At 51.5% G+C, this 26,470-nt stretch carries 28 protein-coding genes; 17 read left to right on the top strand and 11 right to left on the bottom strand.

The window, feature by feature from the left end; translation table 11 throughout:
• Positions 1-141: 141 nt before the first annotated feature.
• Both ACT53G_RS00535 and ACT53G_RS00530 read right to left on the bottom strand, forming a co-directional pair.
• Positions 142-1,332, bottom strand: coding sequence for an ammonium transporter (locus ACT53G_RS00535; protein ID WP_379077169.1), 1,191 nt, complete (start codon positions 1,330-1,332; stop codon positions 142-144).
• A gap of 344 nt (positions 1,333-1,676) precedes the next feature.
• Positions 1,677-2,273, bottom strand: a complete 597-nt coding sequence (locus tag ACT53G_RS00530; RefSeq protein WP_275357093.1) for a hypothetical protein — start codon at positions 2,271-2,273, stop codon at positions 1,677-1,679.
• Positions 2,274-2,444: 171 nt separating this feature from the next.
• Here ACT53G_RS00530 and ACT53G_RS00525 point away from each other — a divergent pair, with 171 nt between their 5' ends.
• The 4 genes from ACT53G_RS00525 (at position 2,445) to hslO (ending at position 6,889) form a co-directional block, all read left to right on the top strand.
• Complete coding sequence (locus tag ACT53G_RS00525; RefSeq protein WP_194747322.1) at positions 2,445-2,753, top strand: DUF3301 domain-containing protein; 309 nt, start codon at positions 2,445-2,447, stop codon at positions 2,751-2,753.
• 6 nt (positions 2,754-2,759) lie between these two features.
• The gene (gluQRS, locus tag ACT53G_RS00520) at positions 2,760-3,632 is read left to right on the top strand and encodes a tRNA glutamyl-Q(34) synthetase GluQRS (protein WP_476168405.1); all 873 of its coding nucleotides are present in this window, start codon (positions 2,760-2,762) and stop codon (positions 3,630-3,632) included.
• Positions 3,633-3,738: 106 nt separating this feature from the next.
• Positions 3,739-5,925 carry a TonB-dependent receptor gene (locus tag ACT53G_RS00515; protein ID WP_476168404.1) on the top strand — a complete coding sequence of 729 codons (2,187 nt, stop codon included), beginning with the start codon at positions 3,739-3,741 and terminating at the stop codon, positions 5,923-5,925.
• Between the two features lie 91 nt (positions 5,926-6,016).
• Positions 6,017-6,889 (top strand): Hsp33 family molecular chaperone HslO, encoded by an 873-nt coding sequence (gene hslO / locus ACT53G_RS00510; protein WP_476168403.1) that lies wholly within the window; start codon positions 6,017-6,019, stop codon positions 6,887-6,889.
• 7 nt (positions 6,890-6,896) lie between these two features.
• On the opposite strand, the gene ACT53G_RS00505 is transcribed toward hslO, so the two are convergent.
• Complete coding sequence (locus ACT53G_RS00505; RefSeq protein ID WP_476168402.1) at positions 6,897-7,691, bottom strand: TrmH family RNA methyltransferase; 795 nt, start codon at positions 7,689-7,691, stop codon at positions 6,897-6,899.
• 105 nt (positions 7,692-7,796) lie between these two features.
• On the opposite strand from ACT53G_RS00505, the gene ACT53G_RS00500 reads away from it, so the two are divergent.
• Together ACT53G_RS00500 and sugE are read left to right on the top strand one after the other, a co-directional pair.
• The gene (locus tag ACT53G_RS00500; RefSeq protein WP_313983424.1) at positions 7,797-8,513 is read left to right on the top strand and encodes a pseudouridine synthase; all 717 of its coding nucleotides are present in this window, start codon (positions 7,797-7,799) and stop codon (positions 8,511-8,513) included.
• A 20-nt stretch (positions 8,514-8,533) separates the two neighbouring features.
• Entirely contained in the window at positions 8,534-8,851 is a 318-nt protein-coding gene (gene sugE, locus ACT53G_RS00495; RefSeq protein WP_194747328.1) for a quaternary ammonium compound efflux SMR transporter SugE, read from the top strand.
• Positions 8,852-8,946: 95 nt separating this feature from the next.
• Here the strand turns inward: sugE and ACT53G_RS00490 are convergent, their stop codons facing one another.
• Both ACT53G_RS00490 and ACT53G_RS00485 read right to left on the bottom strand, forming a co-directional pair.
• Positions 8,947-9,387: a bacteriocin gene (locus ACT53G_RS00490; RefSeq protein ID WP_476168401.1), complete on the bottom strand. Its 441-nt coding sequence runs from the start codon at positions 9,385-9,387 to the stop codon at positions 8,947-8,949.
• A gap of 75 nt (positions 9,388-9,462) precedes the next feature.
• Positions 9,463-9,897 (bottom strand): glycine zipper domain-containing protein, encoded by a 435-nt coding sequence (locus tag ACT53G_RS00485; RefSeq protein WP_275357100.1) that lies wholly within the window; start codon positions 9,895-9,897, stop codon positions 9,463-9,465.
• A 149-nt stretch (positions 9,898-10,046) separates the two neighbouring features.
• Here ACT53G_RS00485 and ACT53G_RS00480 point away from each other — a divergent pair, with 149 nt between their 5' ends.
• Entirely contained in the window at positions 10,047-10,574 is a 528-nt protein-coding gene (locus tag ACT53G_RS00480; RefSeq protein ID WP_194747559.1) for a lipocalin family protein, read from the top strand.
• A gap of 48 nt (positions 10,575-10,622) precedes the next feature.
• Here the strand turns inward: ACT53G_RS00480 and ACT53G_RS00475 are convergent, their stop codons facing one another.
• From ACT53G_RS00475 to ACT53G_RS00465, 3 genes are all read right to left on the bottom strand, one after another.
• Positions 10,623-11,030, bottom strand: a complete 408-nt coding sequence (locus ACT53G_RS00475) for a BON domain-containing protein (RefSeq protein WP_476168400.1) — start codon at positions 11,028-11,030, stop codon at positions 10,623-10,625.
• A 154-nt stretch (positions 11,031-11,184) separates the two neighbouring features.
• Complete coding sequence (locus tag ACT53G_RS00470) at positions 11,185-11,700, bottom strand: BON domain-containing protein (protein ID WP_313983409.1); 516 nt, start codon at positions 11,698-11,700, stop codon at positions 11,185-11,187.
• A 146-nt stretch (positions 11,701-11,846) separates the two neighbouring features.
• Positions 11,847-13,277, bottom strand: a complete 1,431-nt coding sequence (locus ACT53G_RS00465) for a sensor histidine kinase (protein WP_313983406.1) — start codon at positions 13,275-13,277, stop codon at positions 11,847-11,849.
• Positions 13,278-13,570: 293 nt separating this feature from the next.
• Between ACT53G_RS00465 and ACT53G_RS00460 the strand changes: the two genes are divergently transcribed.
• From ACT53G_RS00460 to ACT53G_RS00440, 5 genes are all read left to right on the top strand, one after another.
• Entirely contained in the window at positions 13,571-13,987 is a 417-nt protein-coding gene (locus ACT53G_RS00460) for an ElaB/YgaM/YqjD family protein (protein WP_194747333.1), read from the top strand.
• A 12-nt stretch (positions 13,988-13,999) separates the two neighbouring features.
• Complete coding sequence (locus tag ACT53G_RS00455) at positions 14,000-14,503, top strand: phage holin family protein (protein ID WP_313983403.1); 504 nt, start codon at positions 14,000-14,002, stop codon at positions 14,501-14,503.
• A gap of 9 nt (positions 14,504-14,512) precedes the next feature.
• Positions 14,513-15,145, top strand: a complete 633-nt coding sequence (locus ACT53G_RS00450) for a response regulator (protein ID WP_194747335.1) — start codon at positions 14,513-14,515, stop codon at positions 15,143-15,145.
• Positions 15,146-15,234: 89 nt separating this feature from the next.
• Positions 15,235-15,615: a response regulator gene (locus ACT53G_RS00445; protein WP_194747336.1), complete on the top strand. Its 381-nt coding sequence runs from the start codon at positions 15,235-15,237 to the stop codon at positions 15,613-15,615.
• Between the two features lie 51 nt (positions 15,616-15,666).
• On the top strand, positions 15,667-16,146 hold the full coding sequence (locus ACT53G_RS00440; RefSeq protein ID WP_379077149.1) for a hypothetical protein: 480 nt from the start codon (positions 15,667-15,669) through the stop codon (positions 16,144-16,146).
• 39 nt (positions 16,147-16,185) lie between these two features.
• Here the strand turns inward: ACT53G_RS00440 and ACT53G_RS00435 are convergent, their stop codons facing one another.
• On the bottom strand, positions 16,186-17,034 hold the full coding sequence (locus ACT53G_RS00435; RefSeq protein ID WP_476168399.1) for a TraB/GumN family protein: 849 nt from the start codon (positions 17,032-17,034) through the stop codon (positions 16,186-16,188).
• Positions 17,035-17,193: 159 nt separating this feature from the next.
• Here ACT53G_RS00435 and ACT53G_RS00430 point away from each other — a divergent pair, with 159 nt between their 5' ends.
• The gene (locus ACT53G_RS00430) at positions 17,194-18,345 is read left to right on the top strand and encodes a DUF2235 domain-containing protein (protein WP_476168398.1); all 1,152 of its coding nucleotides are present in this window, start codon (positions 17,194-17,196) and stop codon (positions 18,343-18,345) included.
• Positions 18,346-18,349: 4 nt separating this feature from the next.
• Here the strand turns inward: ACT53G_RS00430 and ACT53G_RS00425 are convergent, their stop codons facing one another.
• Entirely contained in the window at positions 18,350-20,536 is a 2,187-nt protein-coding gene (locus ACT53G_RS00425; RefSeq protein WP_476168397.1) for a YgiQ family radical SAM protein, read from the bottom strand.
• 295 nt (positions 20,537-20,831) lie between these two features.
• Here ACT53G_RS00425 and ACT53G_RS00420 point away from each other — a divergent pair, with 295 nt between their 5' ends.
• The 4 genes from ACT53G_RS00420 to ACT53G_RS00405 all read left to right on the top strand — a co-directional run bounded on the left by ACT53G_RS00420 (position 20,832) and on the right by ACT53G_RS00405 (position 25,806).
• Positions 20,832-23,615, top strand: coding sequence for a bifunctional diguanylate cyclase/phosphodiesterase (locus ACT53G_RS00420; RefSeq protein WP_194747340.1), 2,784 nt, complete (start codon positions 20,832-20,834; stop codon positions 23,613-23,615).
• Between the two features lie 209 nt (positions 23,616-23,824).
• Positions 23,825-24,523 (top strand): leucyl/phenylalanyl-tRNA--protein transferase, encoded by a 699-nt coding sequence (aat, locus tag ACT53G_RS00415; RefSeq protein WP_476168396.1) that lies wholly within the window; start codon positions 23,825-23,827, stop codon positions 24,521-24,523.
• On the top strand, positions 24,510-25,238 hold the full coding sequence (locus ACT53G_RS00410; protein ID WP_476168395.1) for an arginyltransferase: 729 nt from the start codon (positions 24,510-24,512) through the stop codon (positions 25,236-25,238). Before aat ends, ACT53G_RS00410 begins: the two co-directional genes overlap by 14 nt.
• 40 nt (positions 25,239-25,278) lie before the next feature.
• On the top strand, positions 25,279-25,806 hold the full coding sequence (locus ACT53G_RS00405; RefSeq protein ID WP_476168394.1) for a hypothetical protein: 528 nt from the start codon (positions 25,279-25,281) through the stop codon (positions 25,804-25,806).
• 15 nt (positions 25,807-25,821) lie between these two features.
• On the opposite strand, the gene ACT53G_RS00400 is transcribed toward ACT53G_RS00405, so the two are convergent.
• Positions 25,822-26,469, bottom strand: a complete 648-nt coding sequence (locus ACT53G_RS00400) for a class II aldolase/adducin family protein (protein WP_476168393.1) — start codon at positions 26,467-26,469, stop codon at positions 25,822-25,824.
• Position 26,470 lies beyond the last annotated feature (1 nt).

The following is a 26,470-nucleotide window of genomic DNA, read 5'->3' as shown; positions in this document are numbered from 1 at the left end:
TTTGACGCCAGTACCCTATCTGTTTGGTTGGGACAGCCCATCTTGGTCAACACTGCGTCGCAGAGTTGCCTGCGGCACCATCCCTCTTAGCGTTGATGACTGCACTAAAACAGCATCAACATATTTCTAAAGTGATAGGCCTTAATCCCCAGACACCGACGGGATTTTATGGATGCTCAAATCCGCGCCATCAAACTCTGACTCGGCATCCAGGCGGATACCTACGATTTTCTTTAATGCGCCGTAAACGATGGTTCCGCCCACTAGCGCGATCACTACACCCAATGCAGTACCTGCCAGCTGGCTCATCAGGCTGACACCGCCCATGCCACCAAGACTGGTCGCACCGAAGATACCTGCCGCGATACCGCCCCAGGCACCACACAAGCCGTGCAACGGCCAGACACCAAGCACATCATCGATTTTGAAGCGTGTTTGCGTGAGGGTGAATGCCCAGACAAACAAGGTGCCAGCGACTGCGCCAGTGACCAGGGCGCCGAGTGGGTGCATGACATCAGAACCGGCACAGACGGCCACCAGACCAGCCAGCGGGCCATTATGCACAAAGCCCGGGTCATTTTTACCAAGCAGCAATGCGGCCAGCGTGCCACCCACCAGCGCCATCAGTGAATTGACCGCTACCAGGCCGGAAATGCCTTGTATGGATTGGGCGGACATGACGTTAAAACCGAACCAGCCTACCGTGAGTATCCATGCACCCAAGGCGAGGAATGGAATATTGGAAGGTGGATAGGCATGCAAACGGCCATCTTTGGTATAGCGACCATTACGTGCGCCCAGCAGTATCACCGCAGGCAAGGCAATCCAGCCGCCCATGGCATGCACGACCACCGAACCGGCAAAGTCGTGAAAGTTTGCACCATAACTGACCTTCAGCCAGTCCTGAAACCCAAAATGAGCGTTCCAGGCAATGCCTTCAAAAAACGGATAAACAAAGCCAACCAGCAAAAATGTTGCGGCCAGTTGCGGGTTGAATTTGGCGCGCTCAGCAATGCCGCCAGAAATAATGGCAGGAATCGCAGCGGCAAAGGTGAGCAAGAAGAAGAACTTGACCAGACCGTAACCGTTTTGCACGGTCAGTGTTTCGGCACCATTGAAAAAGTGGATGCCGTAAGCAATGCCATAGCCAATAAAAAAATAGGCAATGGTAGACACACAAAAATCCACCATAATTTTAACCAGGGCATTCACCTGATTTTTTTGACGTACTGTGCCGACCTCCAAAAAGGCAAAACCGGCATGCATTGCCAAGACCATGATGGCCCCCAGCAATACAAACAGGACGTCATTAGCTGTCACTAATGATTCCATTTCGCTCTCCGAATTCAATAATTATTGATTGGCGTTTTGTCTGAAAGACACGCCTTTTTAAAATGCGCAGGTTTCAAGCAAATATCAGGCCATTTTTAAGTGATTGATTTTAAAAGGAGTGGAGATTAGGCACTAGCAAAAACGCCCCGAAATAACTCAATCAAAAGTGCATTGCACATTATTGGTGCAAAATTAGGGCATATTTAAACAAAACTACTTAAAGATGCTCAAATGCTGATGAATGAGGCATGCCATGCGAACTCATCGAGAGTTTGCGTCAACAAAACGCGGATAAAGCGGTGGATAACCGTATCGTCGTATGCCAATACTGATGAGGGACAGACTTATATGATCTCGACCGGCTGCAATTGCTTGAGCATTTCGACCGCATCAGGATGCGCAGACCAGAAATAGTAAAATTCACGCACCGCGTTTAAAAACAGGTGACGGGTATTTTTGAGATTAAATAGCGGCAGGGTTGCGTCAGCGGTGATGCGGTAGGCGTTTTTTTCTGTGAGTGGTGCTTCACGCAAGCGCAACAACATGAGCTTTGCCATGCGCGTACGCAGTTCAATATCCATCTCCTGCTTGTGCTCCATGGATTTGAGCGCTTTGACGTAGCCGTTAAGCGGCCATAATTCTGCTGTTTCAAACTTCTCGGACTGCAACGCCGGCCAAACGGACTGCAAATCAATCACCGCCGGCTGCCAACCGATAGGATGTAATTCAAAGCCGACAGTATCGGCATATTGCATGACGGCTTTCACATCGCCGCGCCAAAAAGGATAAAACTCGCGGATAATGGTCAGGATTTCTGGCCAGCGCTGGGCTTCCTTGTCGGCCAGACAATCGTCCACCGCTTGCCGGTAGACCGTGCTGCTGCACTCCTGGTCTTTTAATAGCGGCGTTAACTCAGCCAGCACCGCGTCGCGCTGTGCCATGATGGCAGCATCAGCGCCCTTGCTGTGCAATAAATTATAATAAGCTTGAATCGCATCTGCTTCGCGGCTTGAATTCATCGTTAACAACACTAAATAAGAATGAAATGAATATGAAACGGATTATTGGTCATCATACACTGAAAAAGATAATCGTCTTAAAGGAGAACAACGATGGCTGAATGGGCCTTATTAGCCATTTTGATGGCGGGCGCATGGTATTGGATGGATACGATTTCGAAACGTGAGATCGCGCTCAAGATTGGCCGCCAGTTGGCTGAGCGCTGCCATCTGCAGTTTCTGGATGAAACCGTGGCTTGCGCCCGCGTCGGTTTTGCCAGGGACGGCAATGGACGCATGCAGTTACAACGCACGTATACCTTTGACGTCTCTAGCCAGGGCATTGAGCGCATGGCCTGTCATCTGCAATTGCGGGGCGGCCAATTGGTAGCCTGGCATATTCCGCCTTACGTCACCCAGTAAAAAGCCATGGTGGTTGGCCGCTTTGCCCCTTCGCCTACCGGCCCCTTGCATTTTGGCTCACTGGTCGCCGCCGTCGCCAGTTACTGTGATGCTAAAAGCCAGGGCGGCCGCTGGCTGCTGCGCATAGAAGATGTAGACACCTCCCGCCGCGTCGCCGGCGCCAGTACAGACATGATTCGCACCCTGCAGCATTATGGCTTTGTTTGGGATGAGGCAATCGTCTACCAAAGTGAACGCACTGAGCATTATGAGCAGGCCCTGGCGCAGTTACGCTCCCGGGGCCTGGCTTACCCTTGCACCTGCTCGCGCAAGGAGATTGCCGACAGCTCAACACAACTGGGCATTGAAGGTGCCATTTATCCTGGCACTTGCCTGCAACATCCCATTAAACCAGACACACCAGCTGCCTGGCGCTTGAAAACGCCTGCCATCAATATCGGCTTTGCCGATAGAGTTGTCGGCTGGCAGCAACATGCCATGGCCAGAGACATCGGTGACTTTGTGATCAAGCGTGCCGATGGTCTGTTCAGCTACCAGTTAGCCGTGGTCGTTGATGATGCTTTGCAAGGCGTGACCCATGTGGTGCGCGGTGCTGACCTGCTGCAGTCCACCACGCGGCAGATCTATCTGCAACAGTGCTTGGGCTATGCCACCCCAGCTTATGCCCATATCCCGCTGGTATTGAACGACCAAGGGCAAAAACTCAGCAAACAAACCCTGGCAACCGCTTTGCCGCTCGACAATATCCTGGCCACGCTCGTTGCCGCCTTCAACTTTCTACCCTATTTACCGCAACCGGTTCCCAATTTTTCAAACTTGCCTGCGCTGTGGCAATGGGCAATGGCCCATTGGCAACTCGGCCAGCTTGCTAGCGACTAGTACTCACGCTTATCCCGTGATTTGCTGACAAAACTTACAAAATTTATTGATAACCATTATCAACTAAGTTAATATTCGCGACAATCATTGAGAGGATATTAATTTTATGACGATTAAAAATACCCAAGAAAATCCGTTCAGACCTCGTCCAACGCTGCTCTCGATCGGGCTGTTTTTTAGTAGCGCACTGTTATCCATGACCGCGTTAGGCGCCAGTGAGAGCGAAACCGTCGAGTTACAAGAGGTCGAGGTCAAGGCAGAGAAACAGAGTGACACCAAACCGGTCAAGGGTTACAACGCAAAGCGCTCCACCTCCGCGACCAGAACCGATACCGAGCTGGTCAACGTACCGCAAGCCATTACCGTGATTACGCGCGACTTTATGCAAGACCAGTCCATGCAAAGCATCGCTGATGCTGTACGCTATGTGCCTGGTGTGCAAGCGGCACAAGGTGAAGGTAACCGTGACCAGCTTGTATTACGTGGCAACCAGACTACGGGTGACTTGTTTGTAGACGGCCTGCGCGATGACATTCAGACTTACCGCGACTTATATAACACTGACCGTATCGAGGTGCTTAAAGGCCCTAACGGCATGATTTTTGGCCGCGGCGGCGCAGGCGGTGTCGTGAACCGCGTCAGCAAAAAAGCCGGCTGGGATCCCGTCAGAGACCTGAGCGTGAGCTACGGCAGTTTCGATCACCGCCGGATCACCGCTGATTATGGTCAAGGGTTGTCAGAAGAATTAGCATTCAGACTCAATGCGGTGTATGAAAACTCCAACTCTTACCGTGATGGCGTGGAATTAAAACGCTACGGCATGACACCGACCTTTACGATCAAGCCGGGTGATAAAACCGAGATTGTTTTAAGTGCCGAATACTTTAAAGACGAACGCACTGCGGATCGGGGCGTGCCCGCGCAAGCGACACGCACGGGGACATTGACAGTCAATAATGCAGACATTAACCGTCGCCCTTACCGAATAGGCGATTACGATCAGTTTTTTGGTAATGCGAGACTCAGCCCAACCCAGACTGAAACGACCGCATTCAATGCGATTATCAGCCATGCGTTTGATAACGGTGTACAAGTCAAAAACAGCACACGTCTGGCCTTCTATGATAAGTTTTATCAAAACATTTATGCAGATAGCCCCGTCTCAACCACAGGGACATTGACACTTTCCGCGTACCGGGATGATACGAAACGTGAAAACCTGATCAACCAAACAGATATTACCTATAAAGCTAAAGTGGGTAACATCGAACATAATCTGCTCGCTGGTGCTGAACTAAACGCACAGGATACGGAGAATAAACGTCTGACCGGCGCGAGTGTCACTGGCGTCTCTGCCAACGCCCCTTATGCCACAATTGCCATGAATACACTGGCTAGAAACCAGAAAAGTGACTTCACGGTAGCAGCTTTTTACCTGCAAGATCAGATTGTATTCAATCCACAATGGCAAGCAGTCGTTGGCTTGCGTCATGACCATCTTGATACCAACTATGTCAATTTGATCAACAATCAAACAATCAATGTTTCAGATAGTTTGCTCTCGCCGCGTGCAGGCTTGATTTTCAAGCCAACGGAAAATAGCTCGTTGTATGCCAACTACAGCACCTCCTATGTGCCACGCGCAGGGGACCAACTTATTAGTCTGGATGTGACCAACGCCACGTTTAAACCTGAGAAATTTATCAATACCGAAATTGGTGCAAAGTGGGACATCTCGACATCACTGGCATTGACCGCTGCCATATTCAAATTAGAGCGCGAAAATGTACAGATTGCGAACCCGCTGAATACGTTACAAAACATTCTGGTTGATGGCCAGGAAACCAAAGGTCTGGAAGTTGGCCTGAGCGGCAAGGTGACTGACCAATGGCAGGTCATGGGCGCATTCACGTTGCAAGAAGGCGAAATCACCAAACAGCAAGGCGCAGGCAACAGTGCGATCCTGGCTGGCAGCAATCTGGCAATGACACCTACCCGCACCTTCTCATTGTGGAATAAATACCAGATTAATGACATGTGGGCCGTCGCGTTGGGCATGGTCAGCCGCTCGGAAATGTATGCGGCCACCCCAACGGCGAGCCAAAGCACCCTACTGCCTGGCTACACGCGTTTTGATGCGGCGATTTTTGCCAAGTTGAGCCCGCAGTGGGATGCGCAAATCAATATCGAGAACCTGACTAACAAAGACTATGCCCTGTTTGCGCACAACAACAATAACATTACGCCCGGTGCGCCTTTAAACGCCCGTGCGACCTTGAACTATCATTTCTGATCTAGCATGCATGTAATTTTAGCCCGCCACTGTGCGGGCTTTTTTATTGCGTGTGCCAGCGACGCCAAGCTTCAATGTTAAAATAGCGCACATGAAAAATGCACAACGCCCAGACCAACTACACCCTTTTATTTTTGAACAGTCCGCCGTGCGCGGTAATTTTGTTCAGCTCAATCAAAGCCTGTTCACTGCGCTTGAGCATCAGAGCCTGCCTGATGCGCTCAAAAGCGTGATTGGTGAATTTGCAGCGGCCAGTGTGTTGCTGACCTCTACCCTCAAAATGCAAGGCAAACTGATTTTGCAATTGCAAAGCAAAGGCGCCTTGCAGTTATTGGTGGTTGAATGCACTTCTGCTTTAAATATCCGCGCGACAGCCAAGGTCAGCGGCGAACTCAATGGCCCACATTTAACAGACTGGCTCGCACAAGGCCAGCTGGTGATTACCTTGATGCCTGAAACGGGCGAGCCTTATCAGGGCATTGTGCCGCTAGAAGGCGACAGCATAGCCAGCATGCTTGAAAACTACATGTTGCGCTCTCAACAGATTGACACCCGCCTGTGGCTGACCGCGGAGGGAAACCGCGCGGCTGGCCTGCTGTTGCAAAAATTGCCACAGCAGCAAGAAAGTGATCTGGACTGCTGGAACCGTGTGCAACATCTGGCGGGCACCGTCACGGCCCCGGAGTTGTTGGATCTGGAAGCGGTCACCCTCTTGCAGCGGTTGTTTGTAGAAGAAGATGTACGGTTATTTAGCGGGCGCGAAGTACAGGCGTTTTGTAGCTGCTCGCAAGCCAATGTCAGCAATATGCTGCAAATGCTGGGGCTGGAAGAAGTGCAAAGCATTTTGCAGGAGCAAGGCAGCATTGAGATTCAATGTGACTTTTGCCACAAACACTATGTGGTTGATGAAGAAGAAGCGCTCGCCTTGTTTGAGGCAGACAACTCGCCTGGCATCAAACACTAATCTTCGGCTATGTGCCCAGCCCGCGTTGGCGCTGGCATTCAAATAACGCAATCGCGGTGGCTGCGGCCGCATTCAAAGACTCCAGGGCCAGTGTGCCCTGATGTGCCATAGGAATGGTGACACAGGTCTCAACCGCGGCTTGCAGCGCAGCAGAAATCCCAGCCCCTTCGTTGCCCACCACAAACAAGACGGGCTCTTGCAGCGCTTGCTGATACAAGCTGGCGCCCTGCATGGTCAAAGCAAGGGTTTTGCCGGAAAAGCCCGCAATCACCTCCAGCGCATCCACGCTTTCCATCAGCGGTAAAATAAACTGTGCCCCCTGCCCGCCTCTGAGCGCTTTGGGCGACCAGGCATCGGTACAACCTTTAGTCAGATAGGCGGCCTGCACGCCTGCGGCCGCGGCCGTCCGCAAGATGCTGCCCAAATTACCCGGATCCTGGATATCTTCTATCACCAGTGCAAAATCACAGTGCGCGGGCAGCGTCGCAGCAGGAATATCCACCAAGGCCATCACCCCACTACTGGATGCGACTGGCGCCAACTCGGCAAACATCAACGTAGGCAGCAGCATCGTATCCACATCCGTCAACTGCTGTATTAAGGCCGTCGCCTCGTCATTACTATGCCCTTCAGGGATAATCAGCAGCCTGGGCTCACCATAGACCTGATGGTAGGCTTCAATCAAATGCACGCCCTCCAACAGGGTAGACGCCGTTTTTTTGCGCTCACGCGACTGGTCGGCCAGCTTGCGCAATTGCTTGAAGACAGGGTTATCGCGGGAGGTAATATGTTTAAAAGCCATGGCCGAATTATACGTGAATTGCGCGGCTGGCTGATTTTTGCCTGGAATCCATCCACAAACACGCGCCCAGCCCAAAGCTGCGCGCCATTCACGTATAATTCCTGCATGGCAAAAACACTTGATTTAGAACGTATCTTGCACCGGCAGGGCTTTGGCACACGCAAAATGTGCCGCATTTTAATTGTTAACGATGCAGTGACCGTCAATGGTGAACCCTGTGATGACCCGGACGCCAAGTTTGCGCTCGACAACAGCCTGCACTTCACGGTGGAAGGTGAGCCCTGGCAATACCGCGAGCATAGTTACCTGATGATGCACAAACCGGCGCATTATGAATGTACGCATAAAACCCAATTTCACCCGACCATCTATACGCTGCTGCCCAGCCCACTGGTTGAACGCGGCGTTCAGTGTATCGGACGGCTGGATGAAGATACCACCGGCCTGATTTTACTGTCAGACGATGGCCAGTTTATACACAAAGTCAGTTCGCCCAAACACCATGTACCCAAGGTATACGAGGTGACTTGCAAACACGCTTTGAGCACTGCCGATATGCAGCACCTGTTGGCAGGCGTGCAACTGATTGATGAAGACGAAACGATTGCTGCCTTGGCCGCCACACAGATCACAGAGACCGTGATACACCTCACGCTGGCAGAAGGCAAATACCATCAGGTCAAGCGCATGATCGCCGCCATCGGCAACCGCGTAGAAGCCTTGAAACGTATCAAAATTGGTCAACTGGCGCTACCAGAGACCCTGGCAGTGGGGGAATGGCGCTGGCTCACCGACGAGGATTTAATTGCCGTTCAATCCTGAACGATCAACAAAGGACCTTCATGATCTGGTTAGTACTGATAATTGCGGGATTGTTTGAAACTGCCTGGGCCATCGGTTTGAAGTATACCGAGGGATTCACCAAGTTTTGGCCCTCGTTCTGGACCATCGTGACCATGGTCATCAGTGTCTGGCTGTTGGGCGTCTGCGTCAAGCAGCTGCCTGTCGGCACGGCTTATGCCGTCTGGGTTGGCATTGGAGCTGTCGGTACTGTGATCGGCGGCATCTGGCTATTTAATGAACCGGTATCACCATTGCGCATCTTCAGCTTGTGCATGATTATGGCAGGCATTATCGGCCTCAAGCTGGCGGCGCATTAAACTGCCAGCAAGCACTGGCATTAGCAAACTGGCAATTTTAAATTCTGTGTGTGAAAGCCGGGCAACTTGAAACTCAAGCCGCCCCAAGCCTGGATTTAACTGCCGAGCAATTTTTGTGCTTTGACAGTGGCGTTATTCGCAGTCTGTTTTTTCGTGTGTGAGACGTGATGTGTTTTTGTGGCCCCGCTTTGCTGGGCCACGCAAGCGCCGCCTGCACTGCCTAAACCGGCACCAATCACCGCGAGCAACCTGCCACCACCCAAACCACGCCCCAGGATTGCACCGCCGGCCCCGCCAACGGCACCCCCCAACATCGTCGCCGGCTGAGTTTTGCCGCCATTGGCGACCACACTCCCCACGGCACCACCTACGGCGCCCCCGAGCACTTCGCCCGCGGGCCCCAGCATCACGGCACCAATGGCTGAACCAGCCAAGCCACCAACGCCACTGGCACCGACATTTTTGCTATTACAGCTTTGCGCCCAACTGGGGTTGCTGGCAATCAGCAAACTGACAGCAATCATCCATGTTTTCATGTCATGCTCCATTCAATGAAAAAGGGAAGAGGATCAAATAGACACTTGTACGACATGCGCGCTTAATCAGCAGTCTTAATCGTGATCATGGTGTCTGTGCTTGTGGTGATGGCGCGGACCTTTGTGTCGTTTGCCATAGCCACGCCCTGCATAGGGATCCGGCTCGTCTATCACTTTACCGACTACTGCACCCCCTGCACCGCCAACACCAGCGCCGACCACAGCGCCTGTGGTAGTACCGCTCACTTTACGCCCAACCATTGCCCCGGTGGCACCGCCCGCAGCCCCACCCAAAATGGCACCGGTCCGTCCCGCACGGCCTGTAGTCGCCGCACCACCCAGACCACCGCCGACAGCGCCGCCGATGACCTCACCGGTAGAGCCGCCTAACACGCTACCAACTGCAGTCCCGGCTGCAGCGCCCAGGCCGCCGCCAAGACCTGTTTCCAGATTATCTGCCATGACTGGTGTTGCGCATATGAACAACACACCCCAAATCAATTTTTTCATGTTGTATCCCTTGTTTGAATTTATGCTATTTTAAATGGTCTTTGAAAAACCATATATTGTTTATTGACTATATTGTTATGTTAACTAGCCGTCTCAGCCTCATTTGCATTTGCATCGTGTCAACTTGTCTCATCAGCTGCTCAGCGCCGATGCCCAGCCAGGCCGAGCAATCGATTGTCCGCAGCTTTGACCCTAACCAATACACCGGAACCTGGTATGAAATTGCCAGACTGGACAACCGATTTGAAAAAGGCTTGGAGCAAGTCACGGCCAATTACACCATCGAAGCGGATGGCACCCTCAAGGTAGTGAACCGTGGCTTCGATCCCCAGAAAAACGACTGGAGTGTCGCTACCGGCAAGGCCAAATTTGTCGATCCGGCCAATCCTGACGGCAGCCGTACCGGCAAACTCAAGGTGTCATTCTTCGGCCCTTTTTATGGTGATTACACCATCCTCGAAATCGATAAGCCTTATTACAACTATGCCTTGGTTAGCAGTGGCAGAGATTACTTATGGATACTCTCCCGCACACCACAACTCCCCTACCCGATCAAACAACATTTGATGGCCAAAGCCAAAGAATTGGGTTTTGCCACCGATCAGTTACTGTTCATCCGACAAGCCAACCAGGCCGAGTACGAATCCGGTAGACATGTGATGCCCCAGCATCAATAACTCCTGCCGGGACATCTCTGATACCACCGCATGGCCTTGTCCATCAGTTCATTGGGCATCCATCTGCTCAACAGCGCTGCCAGGTGCGGGTGGAGTATCCATCACTGTATCCATGCCTGCTGGCGCAGGGGCTGGCACCACTTCACCAGTGGTATAGCGCAACTCGCCCAGAACGGCATACACGCCTTCAGCCTGTTTGGCCAGATTAGTCACCGTTTCAACCTGCTCTTTGGAAGAAACCTGACCGCTCAGTTGAACCACACCATGGGTGTCAGAATTCACTTCAATTGCTGAAGCATCTACGCCATGGCTCTGCAACAGGGTTTTCACATTGTCGACCACCGTTTCGCTAGGCAAAAATTTATACATCGGTTCGCCTTGTGCCAGCGCATGGGTGCTGGCAAGGCCCATTAAAGTTACTAAAGCACTCATAGTCAGATAACGATTCACTTTCATGATGTTTCCTTTCATTTGTACACGTGATTAAGAGGGCGAGTTGTCCAAGCTGCAAAGAGGATGAATCTAACAACTACTTGTAGGACAACCCGCCAAACAAAAAAAGCAAGCTACATCATTGGGAGAGGATATGTAGCTTGCGAGGGGGTGTGAGTTAACCTTTCACCACAATAGCGTTTTTCACAGATTTAACGCCCTCTACGCCAGTCACCAACTCTTCAGCCTTGGCTTTGAGAGAGGCATCTCCCACAAATCCACTCAGCAATACTTCGCCTTTATGAGTTTCCACGCTGATCTTGAGTGACTTCAAGGATTCTTCCTCGAGCAGTTTGGCTTTGACTTTGGTGGTGATCCAGCTGTCAGACATGGCGCCTTTAATGGCTTTCTGGCTGGTCTGTGTCTTAAGCTCTGCAAATTCTTCATAGCTCAAAGTGCCATCATTGTCGTGGTCAAACGCTTTGAAATCTTTTTTCTTTACGTTTTTGTCTTGCTGTATTTCTGCCCAGGTCAAGGTGCTGTTGCTATTCTTGTCCAAGGCCTTAAACTCTTCCTGATAGGGCTGTACGCCGTTTTGCACTTCGTCCAAATCGAACGCAAAGGCATTCACAGTGATTGTTGTTGCCAACAGGCTGCCAAAGATGATTGCTTGTTTATATTTTGACATTGACATTTGCGTCTCCTTATTTACGCACATCGCAAAGTAGTTGATGCGATGTGTAGCCATGTTACCGGCTGGGAGCACAGGGGTCAGTCGTCCACCGACTGAATCCCTTGTCAGAATATGACTACAGCGTGTAAAACGCTGTATGAGGAGGCTTAGTTGTTTGCAGGTTCGGCAGCGAGGAAAGGTAACATCACCCGCGTACTGGTGCCCTGGCCAGGCGTACTGGTGACTTCATAATGGCCGCCAATAGACTCTACCCGGTTGCGCATGCCGCTAATGCCGGTGTTACTACTGGTCAGACTATTCATATCAAAGCCGATGCCATTATCGGCAATTTCAAGCTTGATATGCTGGTCGTCGTGCATCAGATGCACCGAAACGCCACTGGCCTGTGCATACTTGCTGCAGTTATTCAGGCTCTCTTGCACCAGGCGATAAATAATCAAACTCAAGGTCTCGTTCATCATGAGCTCTTGCTCGGGCATGATGATATCCATTTGCCAATGGTTACGGGCAGCGGCCTCATCAACCAGGTTTTGCAACGAGGCGATCAGACCAAAACTCTTGATCATGGAGGGATGCAGGTTTTGCACAATCTCGCGTTTGAAGTTGATACTGCGGTCCAGGTATTGGTTGGTCTTTTTCAGCTTGTCGGTGATTTGCGGCGAGCTGTCTTTTAAGTATTTGATCGCCCAGGAAATATCCATTTTAATGGCTGTCAACAACGAGCCCAGCTCATCATGCAATTCGCGCGAGAGCTGATAGCGCTCACGCTCAATGTTAGTCTGTGCCTGCAGCGCCTGGCGTTGCAGGCTGACGGTTAGGGTCTGGATATTGCGCTCGTATTCAGCGTTCTCATCCGTCAAGCGTTCGTGCAAATTGGCTTTTTCTGCCAGCTCACGCAATAAACGGCGAATCACCAGTACCACCAGTGACACAAAGATCAACGGGCACGCCATAACAAACCAGCGCATCATGCGCCGCATATTATTTCTCGCCTCGGCCAGTTCGTGACGGTAATCGGTGATTTCCTTCTCAAACTGGCGCGAGAGCATTTGCACGTTCGCACTTTCTTTAATGCCAGAGTCCAGCTTGACCACGGCCAACGCCTTGTCGAACTGGTGCTTCTTGGCAAAATCAATGGTCACACTCATTTCGGCAGACTTTTTGGCAATGCTGTTGACCAGCTGGTTCATGATGTTTTGTATCGTGATGTGCTTGACCAGATTGGTATGGTTCAACAGCGTATTGATGTTTTGCAGATGTTCGCTGATCTCCTGCGTCGCCTCGTCATAAGGCGCGAAATAGTTTTCAGAACGGGTGAGCAAGTAGCCGCGCTGCGCGCTTTCAGCCACCGAAAGACTGGCTTGTGTTTTCCACTCCTCCATCAGGAGCTGGTCCAGTTTGGTCAGCAGGTCTGTTTTTTCACGCGTATTGACGATCAAGCGATCGTTCACCACCAGCATGGCCGCAGCGAGCAATAAACTCACCGTCAGTAAAGCCACCGTATTACCGCCAAAGGTATCACTGATGACTTCCAGCCTGTCCAGCAAGGCCATCAATTGGGTTCTGATTTTTTGCATGCGGTTTACAAGGATAAAGATTGAAAGAAGGGTCAATCCAGCGTATTTTAATGTGCATTGTGAACAATACATTATCATCATAACGGGCTTGATGAGGATGGGCAATGTAAACATGCGTGATCAAGCCAAATAAGTATTGTCAGAGAATTCTGACCGTGTAATCGGTAGTGAGCCGATAGATTCTCGCAGGCCGGGCAGTTAAGATGGCACCATATTGAAAACGCATCTTAATGCTCATATAACATCAAGATCGATTTCAACCATGCTGTATGACTTTTTAAAGGAGTTACAAAATGTTTAATTTTTCCAAAGACCATGTTGAAAATACAACGGATGATTTAGCTAAAAAATCTGACCAAGCCATTGAAGAAATTGCAGCGCAAGTCAAATCCACCGCCAATGATTTGCTGGACGCAGTCAATGACACGGCTGACACGACACAAGACAAGGCCAAGGCCTTGATTCACACCCTGAAAGCAAATATCGACCGTTTGACCAGCGAAGAAAATGCAGCGGCATTGGCTTCTAACCTGTCAGCGAAAGCAGGCCGTGTGAAGGATCAGGTACAGCGTGAAGTCAGCGATACCTATCACACCATCAAGGACAAAACCGCTGACACGGTGCAAGAGCATCCACTGGGTACGGTACTGGTAGCCGCTGGCGTCGGTTTGCTGATAGGATACCTGTTGGGCGCCAAGCGTCGCGAATAATTAAGGAAATCTATGTGGTTAAACCTCCTGAAATTTGTGGCTGTACTGTTTCTAGACCGTAAAGTCTCGGCATTGAAGGATAATTTCATCAATTTGCGCCATCATGTGGCTGACTATACCGAAGACAGAGCGCAACACATGAAGCAGGATTTTCTGGAGGAAACCCAACGCATGGCTACCAGCATTGTCGGCCTGCTGGTGGTCTTCAGCATGTTTATTTTTACCGGCTTGCTCGGGTTGATGTGGCTGTTTTCCATCTTGTGGGAGAATCCACATCGCACCTTGATTCTGGGGCTGGTGATGCTGGTTCCTGCCGCCATCGGACTGATTGTGTTTTTGGCAGTGCGTGCACAGTGGTATAAAAAACCCTTGTTTGCAGATTCGCTGTCAATGATCAGTCATGACTGGCAGGTATTCCGCAACGAGATTGCGCCACCGCCACCGGCAACACCTGAAGATGAGGGTGGCGAAGCAGCTCATACTGAAAAACCGGCTTCTGACACCCCAAAACAATAAGAGAACCACATGAAAAGAATTCTTTTGGTAGATGATCACAGTATTGTTCGTGATGGTTTACGTAACCTGATTGAGCTTGAGTCTGACCTGCAGGTCACCGGAGAAGCAAGCTCAGGCTCAGAAGCCATCCAGCTGGTACGCAAAAACGAGTTTGATGCCATGGTACTGGATATATCCATGCCGGATAAAAATGGGGTCGATACGCTGCATGAGCTTAAGCACGTCGCCCCGACCTTGCCGGTGCTGGTGCTGAGCGGCTATTCTGAAGACCAGTATGCATTGAACCTGATGCGTAACGGCTGCAAGGGCTATTTATCGAAAAATGCGGATTCAGATGAAATCATTCAGGCCATCCGTACCATTGCCAGCGGCAAACGCTATATTTCGGCCGAACTGGCAGAGCTGATGACCAATGAACTGAGTCATCCTTCGGAAAAGCAGTTACATGAAACCCTGTCCGACCGCGAGTTTCAAGTATTCGTCAAGCTGGCTGCGGGGCAGACCCCAACGGCCATTGCAGAGGAGCTCTTCATCAGTATCAAGACCGTGAGCACTTATCGCAGTCGCATTCTGGAAAAAATGGCCATGAAATCAAATGCTGACCTGACATACTATGCCATTAAATATGGGCTACTTAACTAAAGAAAAATCACTAACAAGGCGCCCTTTTGTCATGTCAGCATTCAACTTGCTTAAATTAGATCACCCAGGGAGTCATTGGTGAGATTGTTATGTATAGATTATTGTTAGTTGAAGATTCTGCGTTGATCCGTGATGTCATTGTGGAAATGCTGCAAGACTGTCAGCAGCTTGATATCCAGGATGTCGCCACCACCAGTGATGAAGCGATCAACCTGCTCAATGCCCATGAGTACGACATGGTCGTGCTCGACATTGAGCTGGCCAAAGGCACGGGCTTTGATGTGGTCAGGCATACCCGCCAGCAGAGCTACCCTTACAAAACGCCTGACATTGTCATGTTGACGAATCATGGCAACAGTTACTATCGTAATCTGGCGCAAAATATGGGCGTAGAGTATTTTTTTGACAAGTCCTTGCAGTTTGATGAGTGCATAGACATCATTCAACAGCGTGCCAGCCAGATCAACTAACTACCTTTCTTAACCCTGGCCGGACCCGGCCTGAAACACTGCGGTGCTTTGATGTCTTTAGAAACCTGGGAATTACTGAGCTATGTGGTCACCGTGGTCGGCTTGCCGCTGGCCATTGTCACGTTTGTGCTTGAACAGCGCAAAGAGCGCGAAAATGAAGATGAAGAGGTCTACCAGTTACTGGCAGATAACTACACGGATTTTCTCAAGCTGGTGATGGCTCACCCTGACCTGCAATTGCGCTCCAACCGCGAATCCCTGGCGCTCAGCGCCGAACAGGAGGAGCGCAAACTGGTGTTGTTTGAAATCCTTATTTCACTGTTTGAGCGCGCCTATTTGCTGGCTTACGATCCCGACATGCGTGGCAAACGCTTGCGCCGCTGGATGTCGTGGGAGGATTACATGCGTGAATGGTGCCAGCGTGAGGATTTCCGCCAGCACCTGCCACGACTGCTGGTTGGCGAGGATGCTGATTTTGTCGCCCACATTAACCAGATTGCACAGGAAGTCGCCTCTGCGCAGGCGCGCTAGACCAACAGCTGAAGACGCTTTCCAACCACCCATCAACCGCTATTTTTTGATGGCGGTGACTTTAAAGCCCGCCTGCCTGAAGGCCTGTAACAAGCCATTTTTACCGGCCAAATGCGCCGCGCCAACGGCAATAAACACACTGCCTTGTCGCGCCTGCTCCAGACTACGCTCGGCCATCACCACATTGCGTTCGTCCAGCAACTTGACACGCATACGTTGCCACAAGGCGGCCGGCAAAATGCCACGCGTCATGGCATCATCCATATTCGCGACCTGCTCGGCATCCCCCGCCAGATAAGCCTTCATCAACCGTTCAAAGTCTTGCTCCTTTTGCTTTTGGCTGCGTTTGAGCACCGCACGCAACATGAGCAACTGCTCATCCATGGACAAACTATCCATGACCCCAAAATGCGCTTGCGCACTTTCTAATCCCACAATACGTTTGTCGAACTCCTCTGCTTTAGCCTTAAGCAACAGATCTTGCGCAAACGGCGTTTGTGGCTTGGGCAAATCAAACATGACCGCCAGCAACCAGGGTTTCATTTTGACCACCGCATCCATCGGGATCACGTGCATGTCTGCCAGCGCAGCGACCTGCTGCAATTCTGCTTCAGAGAGTAACTGTTTCAAATTGCCTTCTGGCATTTGCAAAAGACTCACTGGCGGCGCCTCTGCTACCTCCAGCATAAACATATTCACATTTTTCAGCGCCTGAATCACCGGCGCTGAAAAGTTGGTGACCCGGTTATCGTCGGTATGCATAGTGCCAAACAGGTAACTGACCTGGCCATTGGGCGCCTCCAGCTGCCAGAACAGGCCTTTCTCAGCCGCTTGCAGCAGTGGGGTTACCATCAATAAACACAGGGCGAACAAACGGACACTTCGCATCAAATTCCTCACTTTTTGTGATTAGCTAAACAGTTGCAAACCCTCAGCAACCGGCATTGTGACATCGTCTCACAAATAAATATCCGCTGCCATGATTGCAAGGCATCAGGCCGTCATTGCCAGCCCCCACGCCGAGGGCTACCATAGGCAGGTAGCTCCATGATCGAGCACTCAAGGATACAGCGACACTTCCCCCTCAACCCCGGAGACAGCCAGATGAAAAGCAACAAACGTTTGATTGTTTTATTTGATGGCACCTGGAACGACCCGCAAGACCTGACCAACGTCTACCAACTCTCGACCTTAATCGAAGCCAAGGATGGCGACATCGAACAGCGTTTTTTCTATGAACCTGGCGTGGGGACCGGCACCGGCGAAAAGTTGCGCGGGGGGTTATTTGGGTATGGCTTGAGCAAAAACCTGCTTAAAGGCTATGACTGGCTAGTCAGGCGCTATCAGGCAGGCGATGAAATTTGGGTGTTTGGCTTTAGCCGTGGCGCGTATACGGCCAGAAGCCTGGTCGGCTTGATCCGAAAATGCGGGTTACTCAACACCAGCACACCAGATTTGCTCGCACGCGCTGAAGCGCTCTACCGCGACAAATCCGCTGCACCGGAGAGCCCCCACTGCCTGGCGTTCAGGCAGACCTACAGCCAGGAAGTCTGTGTCCATTTTCTGGGAGTTTGGGATACCGTCGGCGCGCTCGGCATCCCCGGCACCATGATTTCAGAGCAGGGATTTTATGCCTGGCATGATACCGAGCTGTCAAAAATCGTTTCTTATGCCTACCATGCGATGGCAATAGACGAACACCGTGAAGCTTATAAAGTAGCGATGTGGACCAATGCGGGCGGCCAGCAAAAACCTGAGAACATTGCGGTGGAGCAGCGCTGGTTTATCGGCGCGCACGCCAATGTCGGCGGCGGTTATGGCCATGACCCGCTGGCCACCATTGCACTGGGATGGATGCTGGACAAAGCCCGTGCCGCAGGCCTTAAACTGAAACCGTTTTCAGTGGCCTCTAATGCCTGCTTATCCAGCCCCACAGATGCATACAAAGCGTTTGCTTATGGCCTGTATGCTTTGTTCAAGGGCTTGTTTAGCAAAGGCGATGGTAGATTTTACCGGCCTTATCGTGGCAGCCCAGTCACGCCCTCCCCCGACGTAGCCAATGCGCTGCAAGCCCTGCCGGTGACGGCGGTTAACGTAACGCTGGATAGTTCGGTAGCAGAAAAATGGCTGGCACAAGCCGATTATCGCCCGCCTACGCTGCTCAATGCCGGCATAGCGCCGACGCAAGCGGCACGCTAATCCATCAATGTTTTTTGCTGCGCGGCGCGTGCTTTTTCGGGCTGGCAAAGCTTTTGGTCTGGTTAAAGCCTTTAGCTAATGGCTTGGCCTGGAAGCGGCTGCCGTCCGATTGCACGATTTGTGGCAACACGGCAGGCTGGTATGCGGGCACCAGGTGCTTTTTACCATTGCCGATCAAATCCGCCCGCCCCATTTTCTTCAATGCCTCGCGCAACATCGGCCAGTTTTGTGGATCGTGGTAGCGGATAAACGCTTTATGCAATTTGCGGATATTGCCTGCTTTAGGGACGGGCACGGTTTCAGAATCCGCCGTCACTTTACGCAGCGGATTTTTACCGCTGTGATACATGGCTGTGGCCATCGCCATCGGCGTCGGCGTAAAGGTTTGCACCTGATCCAATCTAAAATCATTACGCTTGAGCCATAAGGCCAGATTAAGCATGTCTTCATCGGTGGTGCCTGGATGCGAGGCAATAAAATACGGGATCAAATACTGCTTTTTGCCTGCCTCGGCACTGAAGCGCTCAAACATGCGCTTGAACTCATCATAGGCACCCATGCCCGGCTTCATCATTTTGCTCAGCACATTCTCTTCAGAATGCTCAGGCGCAATCTTGAGATAGCCGCCCACATGATGCTGCACCAGCTCTTTCACATACTCGGGCGACTTCACGGCCAAGTCATAGCGTAAGCCAGAGCCGATTAAAATCTTTTTGACACCGCGCAGGTTGCGCGCCTTGCGATACAACTGAATCAGCGCAGAGTGATCGGTATTGAGGTTTTCACATACGCCCGGATAGACACAGGACAACTTGCGGCAATTCTTTTCGATTTCCTCAGACTTGCAAGAGAGGCGATACATGTTGGCGGTCGGCCCCCCCAAATCCGAGATCACGCCCGTGAAGCCATCCACCTTGTCGCGGATTTCTTCAATTTCACGCAAAATCGAGTCTTCTGAACGGCTTTGGATAATGCGGCCTTCATGCTCGGTAATCGAACAAAAAGTACAGCCGCCAAAGCAGCCACGCATGATGTTGACCGAGAAGCGGATCATTTCCCAGGCCGGGATTTTGGCATCGCCATAGGCCGGATGGGGCTTGCGGGCATAAGGCAAGTCATACACATAATCCATCTCTTTGGTCGTGAGTGGAATCGGCGGCGGATTGAGCCAGACCTCCCGGTTGCCATGCTTTTGTACCAGTGCCCGTGCATTGCCCGGGTTAGACTCCAGATGCAACACGCGTGAAGCATGCGCATACATGACAGGATCACTCACCACCGCTTCATAAGATGGCATGCGGATCACCTGACGTTCGCGCGGCACTTTGGCGGCTTTCAGCGGTAAAGGCAAGCTGATCGCCGCGGCATTGGCGTCTTTCGCCTGATCATCCGTTGCGCAACTGGCATCAGCTTTGCCCATTTTCATCGCATAGGGGTCTTCGTGCTTATCCACCACCCCTGGCCGGTCGAGACGGGTAGAGGGCACCTCCACAAATTCATCTGGCACTTGCTTGCGGATAAACGCGGTGCCGCGAATATCCTCAATCTCATGGATCGCTTCTCCACGGGCAATACGGTGCGACAGTTCTACAATGGCACGCTCGGCGTTTCCGAACACCAGCAAGTCAGCCTTGGCATCCATCAGGATAGAACGACGGACTTTATCTGACCAGTAATCATAGTGCGCTATGCGGCGCAGGCTGGCTTCAATACTGCCAATCACCAGCGGCACATCTGCATAGGCTTCTTTACAGCGTTGAGAGTAAACCAGTACCGCGCGATCAGGGCGCTTGTTGGCCTCGGCATTCGGCGTATAGGCATCATCCGAGCGTATCTTGCGGTCCGCGGTATAGCGGTTGACCATGCTATCCATATTTCCGGCCGTGACGCCAAAATACAGATTGGGTTTACCCAGCACTTTGAACGGTTCTGCCGACTGCCAGTCTGGTTGCGCAATAATGCCCACGCGAAAACCTTGTGCCTCAAGCAAGCGGCCAATCAGGGCGACGCCAAAACTGGGATGGTCAATGTAGGCATCGCCGCTGACCAGAATAATATCGCAGCTATCCCAGCCCAATGCATCCATTTCGGCGCGACTCATGGGCAGCACGGGGGCGGTGCCAAAGCGTTTCGCCCAATAAGGACGGTAACTTTGAATGGGTTTGGCAGTGAGGGAAGTATAGATTTCCACGCGGGTAACCAGCTAATGCTTGAGAGTTGCGCATTTTACGCATTAATTGATTGATTTGAAAGATTTTTTTCACAACATTCAGGTGAGTGCCACCTTACCTGGCTAAATCAATCACAATCATTCATCACCACAAACCATTCCCAAATATTTGTGTAATAAATAAGACGACATTTATTTAAAATTGGGCTCGCACAGGGGGCCGGTCTTATAAATGATTGCAGTCAGTTGTAAAGCCATGTATAAACAAAAATGCAGGACGGGGAAATTACTTATAAAATAATTACATAAACTTACAATGAAGCACTACACTCTTTTTAAAAAAATCCTTTTACCACTGACCAGCTTGGGGTTGCTGATCGGTCTAGTTTCTTTCGCATTTATTTTCAACGCGCATTTAAACAATATCGAAACCCAGGCTCAGGAAGAAACACAAAAACTGTCCAACCTGTTGATCACGGCGAAAACCCTGGTCAGCGAACATGTATTCTCAAGTATGGCCTTGCTCAAACAATATGGCTCGCTTGAAGGCCCGCCCAATATTAACGGCACGACCCAGATACTGGGAATGGACGTCCCAAACTTGCAATTTGGGGATACCCCTCAAACCGGCAGCACACTACTGGTCGATTCAGTGACACGCATAGGTAGCGGTACCGCCACCATTTTTGTCAAACGTGGCGGGCAGTTTCTGCGGATTTCTACCAATGTCAAAAAAGCGGATGGCACCAATGCCTTTGGCACAGAGCTGGATCCGTTTGGCAAGGCGATTGTCGCACTGCAAAAAAATCAGGCTTATTTTGGCGTGGTAGATATCCTTGGGGAATCGTATCTCTCCCGCTATGAACCCATGCAGGATAATCACGGCAACCTGATTGGGGCCTGGTACGTCGGTTACAAGCTTGATTTCAACGCCATTGACCAGGCGATCCGGCAATGGGGATTTTTGAAAAAAGGCTTTGTAGCCATCACCGACGGACACGGCAATATCCGCTTTCTGACCAATGGACTGACACGCCTGGAGGCAGAAACCGCCCTCAAAGATAGCCAGCACCGCTGGACCAAGGTCACGCGGCAGGTGCCAGAATGGGATTTTCAGATCAATATTGTGTACCCGACTAGTGAGGCTTACTGGTCTGCACTGGGCGCGCTGTCGCCTTTGATGATCATTACCTTTATCCTGACATTGGTCGTGCTGATTGCCATTGTCAGCGGCTTGCAGCGATTTGTGTTGAACCCCTTGGGCGGTGATCCCGAGACAGCCAAGCATTTATTGATGCGGATTGAAAGCGGCGACTTTGCCGAAGACCAAACCACGGCAGCCCCAGACAGCCTGATCGCCAACATGCTTAAAATGCGCAGACGCCTGCGTGAAATGGTGAGCCAGCTGCAGGCCAATGCCAGCCGGCTAAAGGTCTCTTCCAGCGTGTTTGACCATGCCCATGATGCAATTTTCATTACCGACACCCAGGGACATATCATTCAGTGCAACCCCTCCTTCAGCGTGATTACAGGCTATGCACAACCTGAAGTCATGGGTAAAACTCCGCAACAACTGGGCATCGCCTATCAGCAACCAGATCTGTTCCAGTCCTTGTATGACAGCCAGCATGGCTTTCAGGAGTGGCAGGGCGAGGTCTGGAACCGTCATCAACAAGGTCATGAGTATCTGGTAGAACTCGAATTGTCGCCAGTGCTCAACCAGGCGGGCGAATTTCAGCATTATGTCGGCCTCTTTTCAGACATTACGCGCGCCAAAGAGCAACAAAACATGCTTGAGCATCTGGCTTATCATGATGTGCTGACGCAACTGCCTAACCGCGTATTGTTTTCGAGCCGATTGCAACAAGCGCTACACGAAGCGGAAAGCCAGTCGACGCTGGTGGCCATTTGTTATATTGACCTGGATGACTTCAAAATCGTCAATGACCAATACGGCCACGAATACGGTGACCGTTTGCTCATGCAACTGGCAGCCCGACTGAATGGCCTGCTCAAACCGCAAGATACCCTGGCCAGGCTCGGAGGCGATGAATTTGCCATGTTGTTGTGCGGACTACGGACGGCCAACGAATATGCACGACTGCTCAAAAAGTTGCTGACGGCGATTGAAAAACCGTTCAAGGTAGATAAATTCAAGTTTTCCATTTCAGCCAGCATTGGCTATACGCTATACCCGATAGACCGCAATCCGCCAGACACCTTGCTACGGCATGCTGACCATGCCATGTACCATGCCAAAACGCATGGTGGGCATCAATGCCATTTGTTTGACCTGGCGTCTGCGCAGCAATCCCAGCAACAGCAAGCGTTGCTCAAGGACTTGCTGCATGGCATCCAAAACAACCATATTCGCCTGGTTTACCAACCGCAAGTCTGTATGCAGTCTGGTGAAATTTTCTGTTTTGAGGCTTTGCTGCGCTGGCAGCATCCGGTGCGCGGACTGCTCTACCCTAACGACTTCCTGACCGCGGTCGAACATACCAATCTGATTGTGGATATTGGTAACTGGGTGATAGAAGAAAGCTTGCGCCAATTGAGCGAGTGGCAAAGCCAGGGCTTGGACACACAAGTCTCCGTCAACATCGCCGCCCAGCATTTAATGCATAAACAGTTTCCGGAACGATTGGCTGACTTGTTTAAAAAGTATGCCATGATCAAGCCGCAACAGCTGCATATCGAGATCACCGAAAGTGCTGCCATCAGCGATTTTGCCCGCGTCAACCGCGTCATCCAGCAATGCCAGGCGCTGGGCGTTGCATTCTCGATTGATGATTTTGGCTCAGGCTACTCCTCGCTGATTTACTTGCGCCGCCTGCCAGTCAACATCATTAAAATTGATCAGTCCTTTATCCATAACATGTTAAGTGACCAGGAAGACATGGCGGTGATCCGTGGCGTGATTACGCTCTGCCGCGACTTCGGCCGCAAGGTGGTGGCTGAAGGCGTCGAAAAAGCCGAGCAGGCGCAGATTCTGGCCGAACTGGGCTGCGACTATGCCCAAGGGTTTGGCATCTCGCGTGGCATCCCCGGCCATAAGGTTATAGAATGGACGAGCAAGCACAATCCGTTTAAGTTCTAGTACCGAATGCAAACGCGTGCGGGTAAGGGCCTGTATCAGGCCCGAATAAAGCGTGCGTAATGACGTATTGAATATCAGGCTGACTTTACTCATGTGCGTTAAAGGATAGCTATGTGATCACCAGACTCATCAGTATCGGGCAATCACGGAGAGCCGACTAAACCGTAATGCGATTAACTTGAGTCCCTACACCACCGCAATGACTGTTTATGCATGACAATTACTATCCTCTCCCGGGCGGGCCGGTGCGCATTCTCGCAGCAGAGACCCCATTCCCGAACTTGCAGCAGGCGTTGACAGAGCCCAACGGCCTGATCGCCATCGGCGGTAGCCTGACGCCACGACGCCTGTTGAGCGCCTACAAACAAGGGATTTTTCCATGGTTTAGTCCGGGCGAGCCTATCCTCTGGTGGAGTCCGGACCCACGCATGGTGCTGTTTCCACCAGCGCTGAAAATCACCCGCTCTTTGCGCAAGGTCATCCAGCAACAGCCGTTTGAGTTACGCATGAATACGCAATTTACCGCCGTGATACAGGCGTGTGCTGCCACCCCGCGCCCAGGTCAATCCGGCTCATGGATCACCAATGAAATGATTGCGGCATACAGCGAGTTGCATGCCATGGGCTACGCGCATAGTATGGAAGCCTGGCAAGATGGGCAATTGGTTGGCGGTTGTTATGGGGTCAAGATTGGCCGCATGTTTTATGGTGAAAGCATGTTTCACCATGTCAGCAATGCGTCCAAGGTGGCATTTGCGCATCTGGTGCAATGGTTAATCACGCAACAAGTCGGTATGATTGATTGTCAGATGCATACACCGTTACTTGCCAGTTTTGGTGCTTATGAAATTCCCAGAGACCGGTTTATCGAAGAATTAACGCATTTAGTGCAATATGACCCTACCTAACGACGCACCTCTGCAAAAATTACAGTTTTATGTGACCACCGCTTACACCTGTGGCTATCTGCCTAAAAAGCTGGCGCAAAGCCTGATTGCCACGCCGCAGACACTGGTAGATGGCCGCGTCTATAGCGGACTGATACAGCAGGGCTTTCGCCGCAGTGGCAAGTTTGCTTACCGGCCGCATTGCGAACATTGCAATGCCTGCATTTCGGTCCGTTTGCCGGTACATGCGTTTGAAGCCACGCGTAGCCAGCAACGGGCATTTAAGAAACATGCACCGTTACAGGCCATCATCCGTGAAGCCAGTTATGATGCAGAACACTTCGCCCTGTACCTGACCTACCAGCAACAGCGTCATCCCAGCAGTCTGGAGTCAGCCATGCCGCAAGAAGACGAAGCGACGCAATACCAGCAGTTTTTGTGTCAAAGCAATGTAGATAGCGTAATGGTCGAGTTCAGAGATGCACAGCAGCAGCTCAAGATGGTCAGCGTGATTGATATTGTCATGGATGGTCTGTCTGCGGTGTACACGTTTTATGATACGCATGACAAAGCGAGTTATGGCACCTATAGCATCCTCTGGCAAATCGCGTGGGCCAAGCAACTCGGCCTGGACTATTTGTACCTGGGCTACTGGATTGCAGACAGCCAGAAAATGGCTTACAAGCAGCAATTCCAGCCGCAGGAAAAACTGATTGACGGCGTATGGGTGCGTTAACCCAGCGGGGCAAGCGATGAAGACACCTGATTCAATACGTATGCAAAGTGTCTCCGTACAGTCGCTGGCCAGGCAGTTTTGTCATGGTCAGTATGTGAATACCGTGGATGCTGCTTTATGGCGGCAAACCTTCGAATACATCGCTCGAATTCAGGATGAATCCGGCTTTGACCAATCAAGCATTGCCGCATTGTGGCGACAATATGGCGGCGATTTGCGCGCCTTGATTAAAAATGACGCATTGGTACTGCGCGTGCTGAAAAAATGCTTGGCCGACACGCGGCATCAACCGCTGCAGGGACTGACCCTGTATCGTGGCGAAAGCTGGTTTTTATTTGATCAAGACCAGATTGGCTTTTGCTGGACGCCCTCGGAGGCGCTGGCCACCAGCTATGCCAAAGGACTGAACGCCGTAGAATCCGGTGGCGTTCTGCTCAAATGCTTTGCTCCCGCAGAAGCCATCCTCGCAGTACCTCCATCCGCTAGCGAGATGAAACAGAACACCTACATTTGTGACCCTGGCGCTCTATTGCGTATCACCACCCTGGCGCTATTTCCAAAACTCTAAATACATCCGGTGTAATTAAACCGGATCACGCCATTGCCCATAGCCTTTAAATTGGGCATGGACTTCAAGCATTTGCGCAGGCGTCAGCAAGCGGAGCTGCCCGACTTGTAATAGTCGCCAGTACTGCTCACACAGGTTTTCCACTTCTACCGCCACGGCCAGTGCGTGGGATAAATCCTTGCCCAGCGCAATCATGCCATGATGTGCCAGCAAACAGGCCTTGCGCTCATGCAATGCAGCGAGCGCAACCTCAGACAGCGCCTGGGTGCCAAATAAGGCGTAGGGCGCGCAACGGATATTATCTCCACCCACGCTGGCAATCATGTAATGAAACGGCGGCACGTCGTGCCCCATGCAGGCTACCGTGGTCGCAAACATGCTGTGGCAATGCACAACCGCATTGACTTCAGGCCGCGCCTGTAAAATATCCAGATGAAAACGCCATTCGCTGGAGGGGGTTTTCCCGGCTTCAGCCCGGCCTTGCCAATCCATATGCACCATGCTGTGTGCATGCAGCTGTTCTGCCTGCACGCCAGAAGGCGTCACCAGAAAACCCGTTTCTAGCCGGACACTGGCGTTGCCAGAGGTGCCTTTATTCAGGCCGGTCAGGGCCATTTGCTGGGCCGTGTATAACAACTGTTGCGCAGGCGAGCGTTTGCTCATG

The sequence above is a fragment of the Methylophilus sp. DMC18 genome, from assembly GCF_056314005.1.
The sequence above is the reverse complement of the archived record's forward strand: the minus strand, read 5'-3'. Positions and strand labels throughout refer to the sequence as shown.

Bases quoted from the DNA above. Each gene is read 5' to 3' on its own strand.
- ACT53G_RS00420 (WP_194747340.1), top strand. From the start codon at position 20,832: ATGAAGCACTACACTCTTTTTAAAAAAATCCTTTTACCACTGACCAGC.
- ACT53G_RS00445 (WP_194747336.1), top strand. From the start codon at position 15,235: ATGTATAGATTATTGTTAGTTGAAGATTCTGCGTTGATCCGTGATGTC.
- ACT53G_RS00400 (WP_476168393.1), bottom strand. From the start codon at position 26,469: ATGAGCAAACGCTCGCCTGCGCAACAGTTGTTATACACGGCCCAGCAA.
- ACT53G_RS00500 (WP_313983424.1), top strand. From the start codon at position 7,797: ATGGCAAAAACACTTGATTTAGAACGTATCTTGCACCGGCAGGGCTTT.
- ACT53G_RS00470 (WP_313983409.1), bottom strand. From the start codon at position 11,700: ATGTCAATGTCAAAATATAAACAAGCAATCATCTTTGGCAGCCTGTTG.
- ACT53G_RS00430 (WP_476168398.1), top strand. From the start codon at position 17,194: ATGATCGAGCACTCAAGGATACAGCGACACTTCCCCCTCAACCCCGGA.
- ACT53G_RS00490 (WP_476168401.1), bottom strand. From the start codon at position 9,387: ATGAAAACATGGATGATTGCTGTCAGTTTGCTGATTGCCAGCAACCCC.
- ACT53G_RS00460 (WP_194747333.1), top strand. From the start codon at position 13,571: ATGTTTAATTTTTCCAAAGACCATGTTGAAAATACAACGGATGATTTA.
- gluQRS (WP_476168405.1), top strand. From the start codon at position 2,760: ATGGTGGTTGGCCGCTTTGCCCCTTCGCCTACCGGCCCCTTGCATTTT.
- ACT53G_RS00525 (WP_194747322.1), top strand. From the start codon at position 2,445: ATGGCTGAATGGGCCTTATTAGCCATTTTGATGGCGGGCGCATGGTAT.
- hslO (WP_476168403.1), top strand. From the start codon at position 6,017: ATGAAAAATGCACAACGCCCAGACCAACTACACCCTTTTATTTTTGAA.
- ACT53G_RS00465 (WP_313983406.1), bottom strand. From the start codon at position 13,277: ATGCAAAAAATCAGAACCCAATTGATGGCCTTGCTGGACAGGCTGGAA.
- ACT53G_RS00405 (WP_476168394.1), top strand. From the start codon at position 25,279: ATGCAAAGTGTCTCCGTACAGTCGCTGGCCAGGCAGTTTTGTCATGGT.
- ACT53G_RS00530 (WP_275357093.1), bottom strand. From the start codon at position 2,273: ATGGCACAGCGCGACGCGGTGCTGGCTGAGTTAACGCCGCTATTAAAA.
- sugE (WP_194747328.1), top strand. From the start codon at position 8,534: ATGATCTGGTTAGTACTGATAATTGCGGGATTGTTTGAAACTGCCTGG.
- ACT53G_RS00455 (WP_313983403.1), top strand. From the start codon at position 14,000: ATGTGGTTAAACCTCCTGAAATTTGTGGCTGTACTGTTTCTAGACCGT.
- ACT53G_RS00515 (WP_476168404.1), top strand. From the start codon at position 3,739: ATGACGATTAAAAATACCCAAGAAAATCCGTTCAGACCTCGTCCAACG.
- ACT53G_RS00475 (WP_476168400.1), bottom strand. From the start codon at position 11,030: ATGAAAGTGAATCGTTATCTGACTATGAGTGCTTTAGTAACTTTAATG.
- ACT53G_RS00450 (WP_194747335.1), top strand. From the start codon at position 14,513: ATGAAAAGAATTCTTTTGGTAGATGATCACAGTATTGTTCGTGATGGT.
- ACT53G_RS00535 (WP_379077169.1), bottom strand. From the start codon at position 1,332: ATGGAATCATTAGTGACAGCTAATGACGTCCTGTTTGTATTGCTGGGG.
- ACT53G_RS00410 (WP_476168395.1), top strand. From the start codon at position 24,510: ATGACCCTACCTAACGACGCACCTCTGCAAAAATTACAGTTTTATGTG.
- ACT53G_RS00480 (WP_194747559.1), top strand. From the start codon at position 10,047: ATGCCCAGCCAGGCCGAGCAATCGATTGTCCGCAGCTTTGACCCTAAC.
- aat (WP_476168396.1), top strand. From the start codon at position 23,825: ATGCATGACAATTACTATCCTCTCCCGGGCGGGCCGGTGCGCATTCTC.
- ACT53G_RS00505 (WP_476168402.1), bottom strand. From the start codon at position 7,691: ATGGCTTTTAAACATATTACCTCCCGCGATAACCCTGTCTTCAAGCAA.
- ACT53G_RS00440 (WP_379077149.1), top strand. From the start codon at position 15,667: ATGTCTTTAGAAACCTGGGAATTACTGAGCTATGTGGTCACCGTGGTC.
- ACT53G_RS00485 (WP_275357100.1), bottom strand. From the start codon at position 9,897: ATGAAAAAATTGATTTGGGGTGTGTTGTTCATATGCGCAACACCAGTC.
- ACT53G_RS00435 (WP_476168399.1), bottom strand. From the start codon at position 17,034: ATGCGAAGTGTCCGTTTGTTCGCCCTGTGTTTATTGATGGTAACCCCA.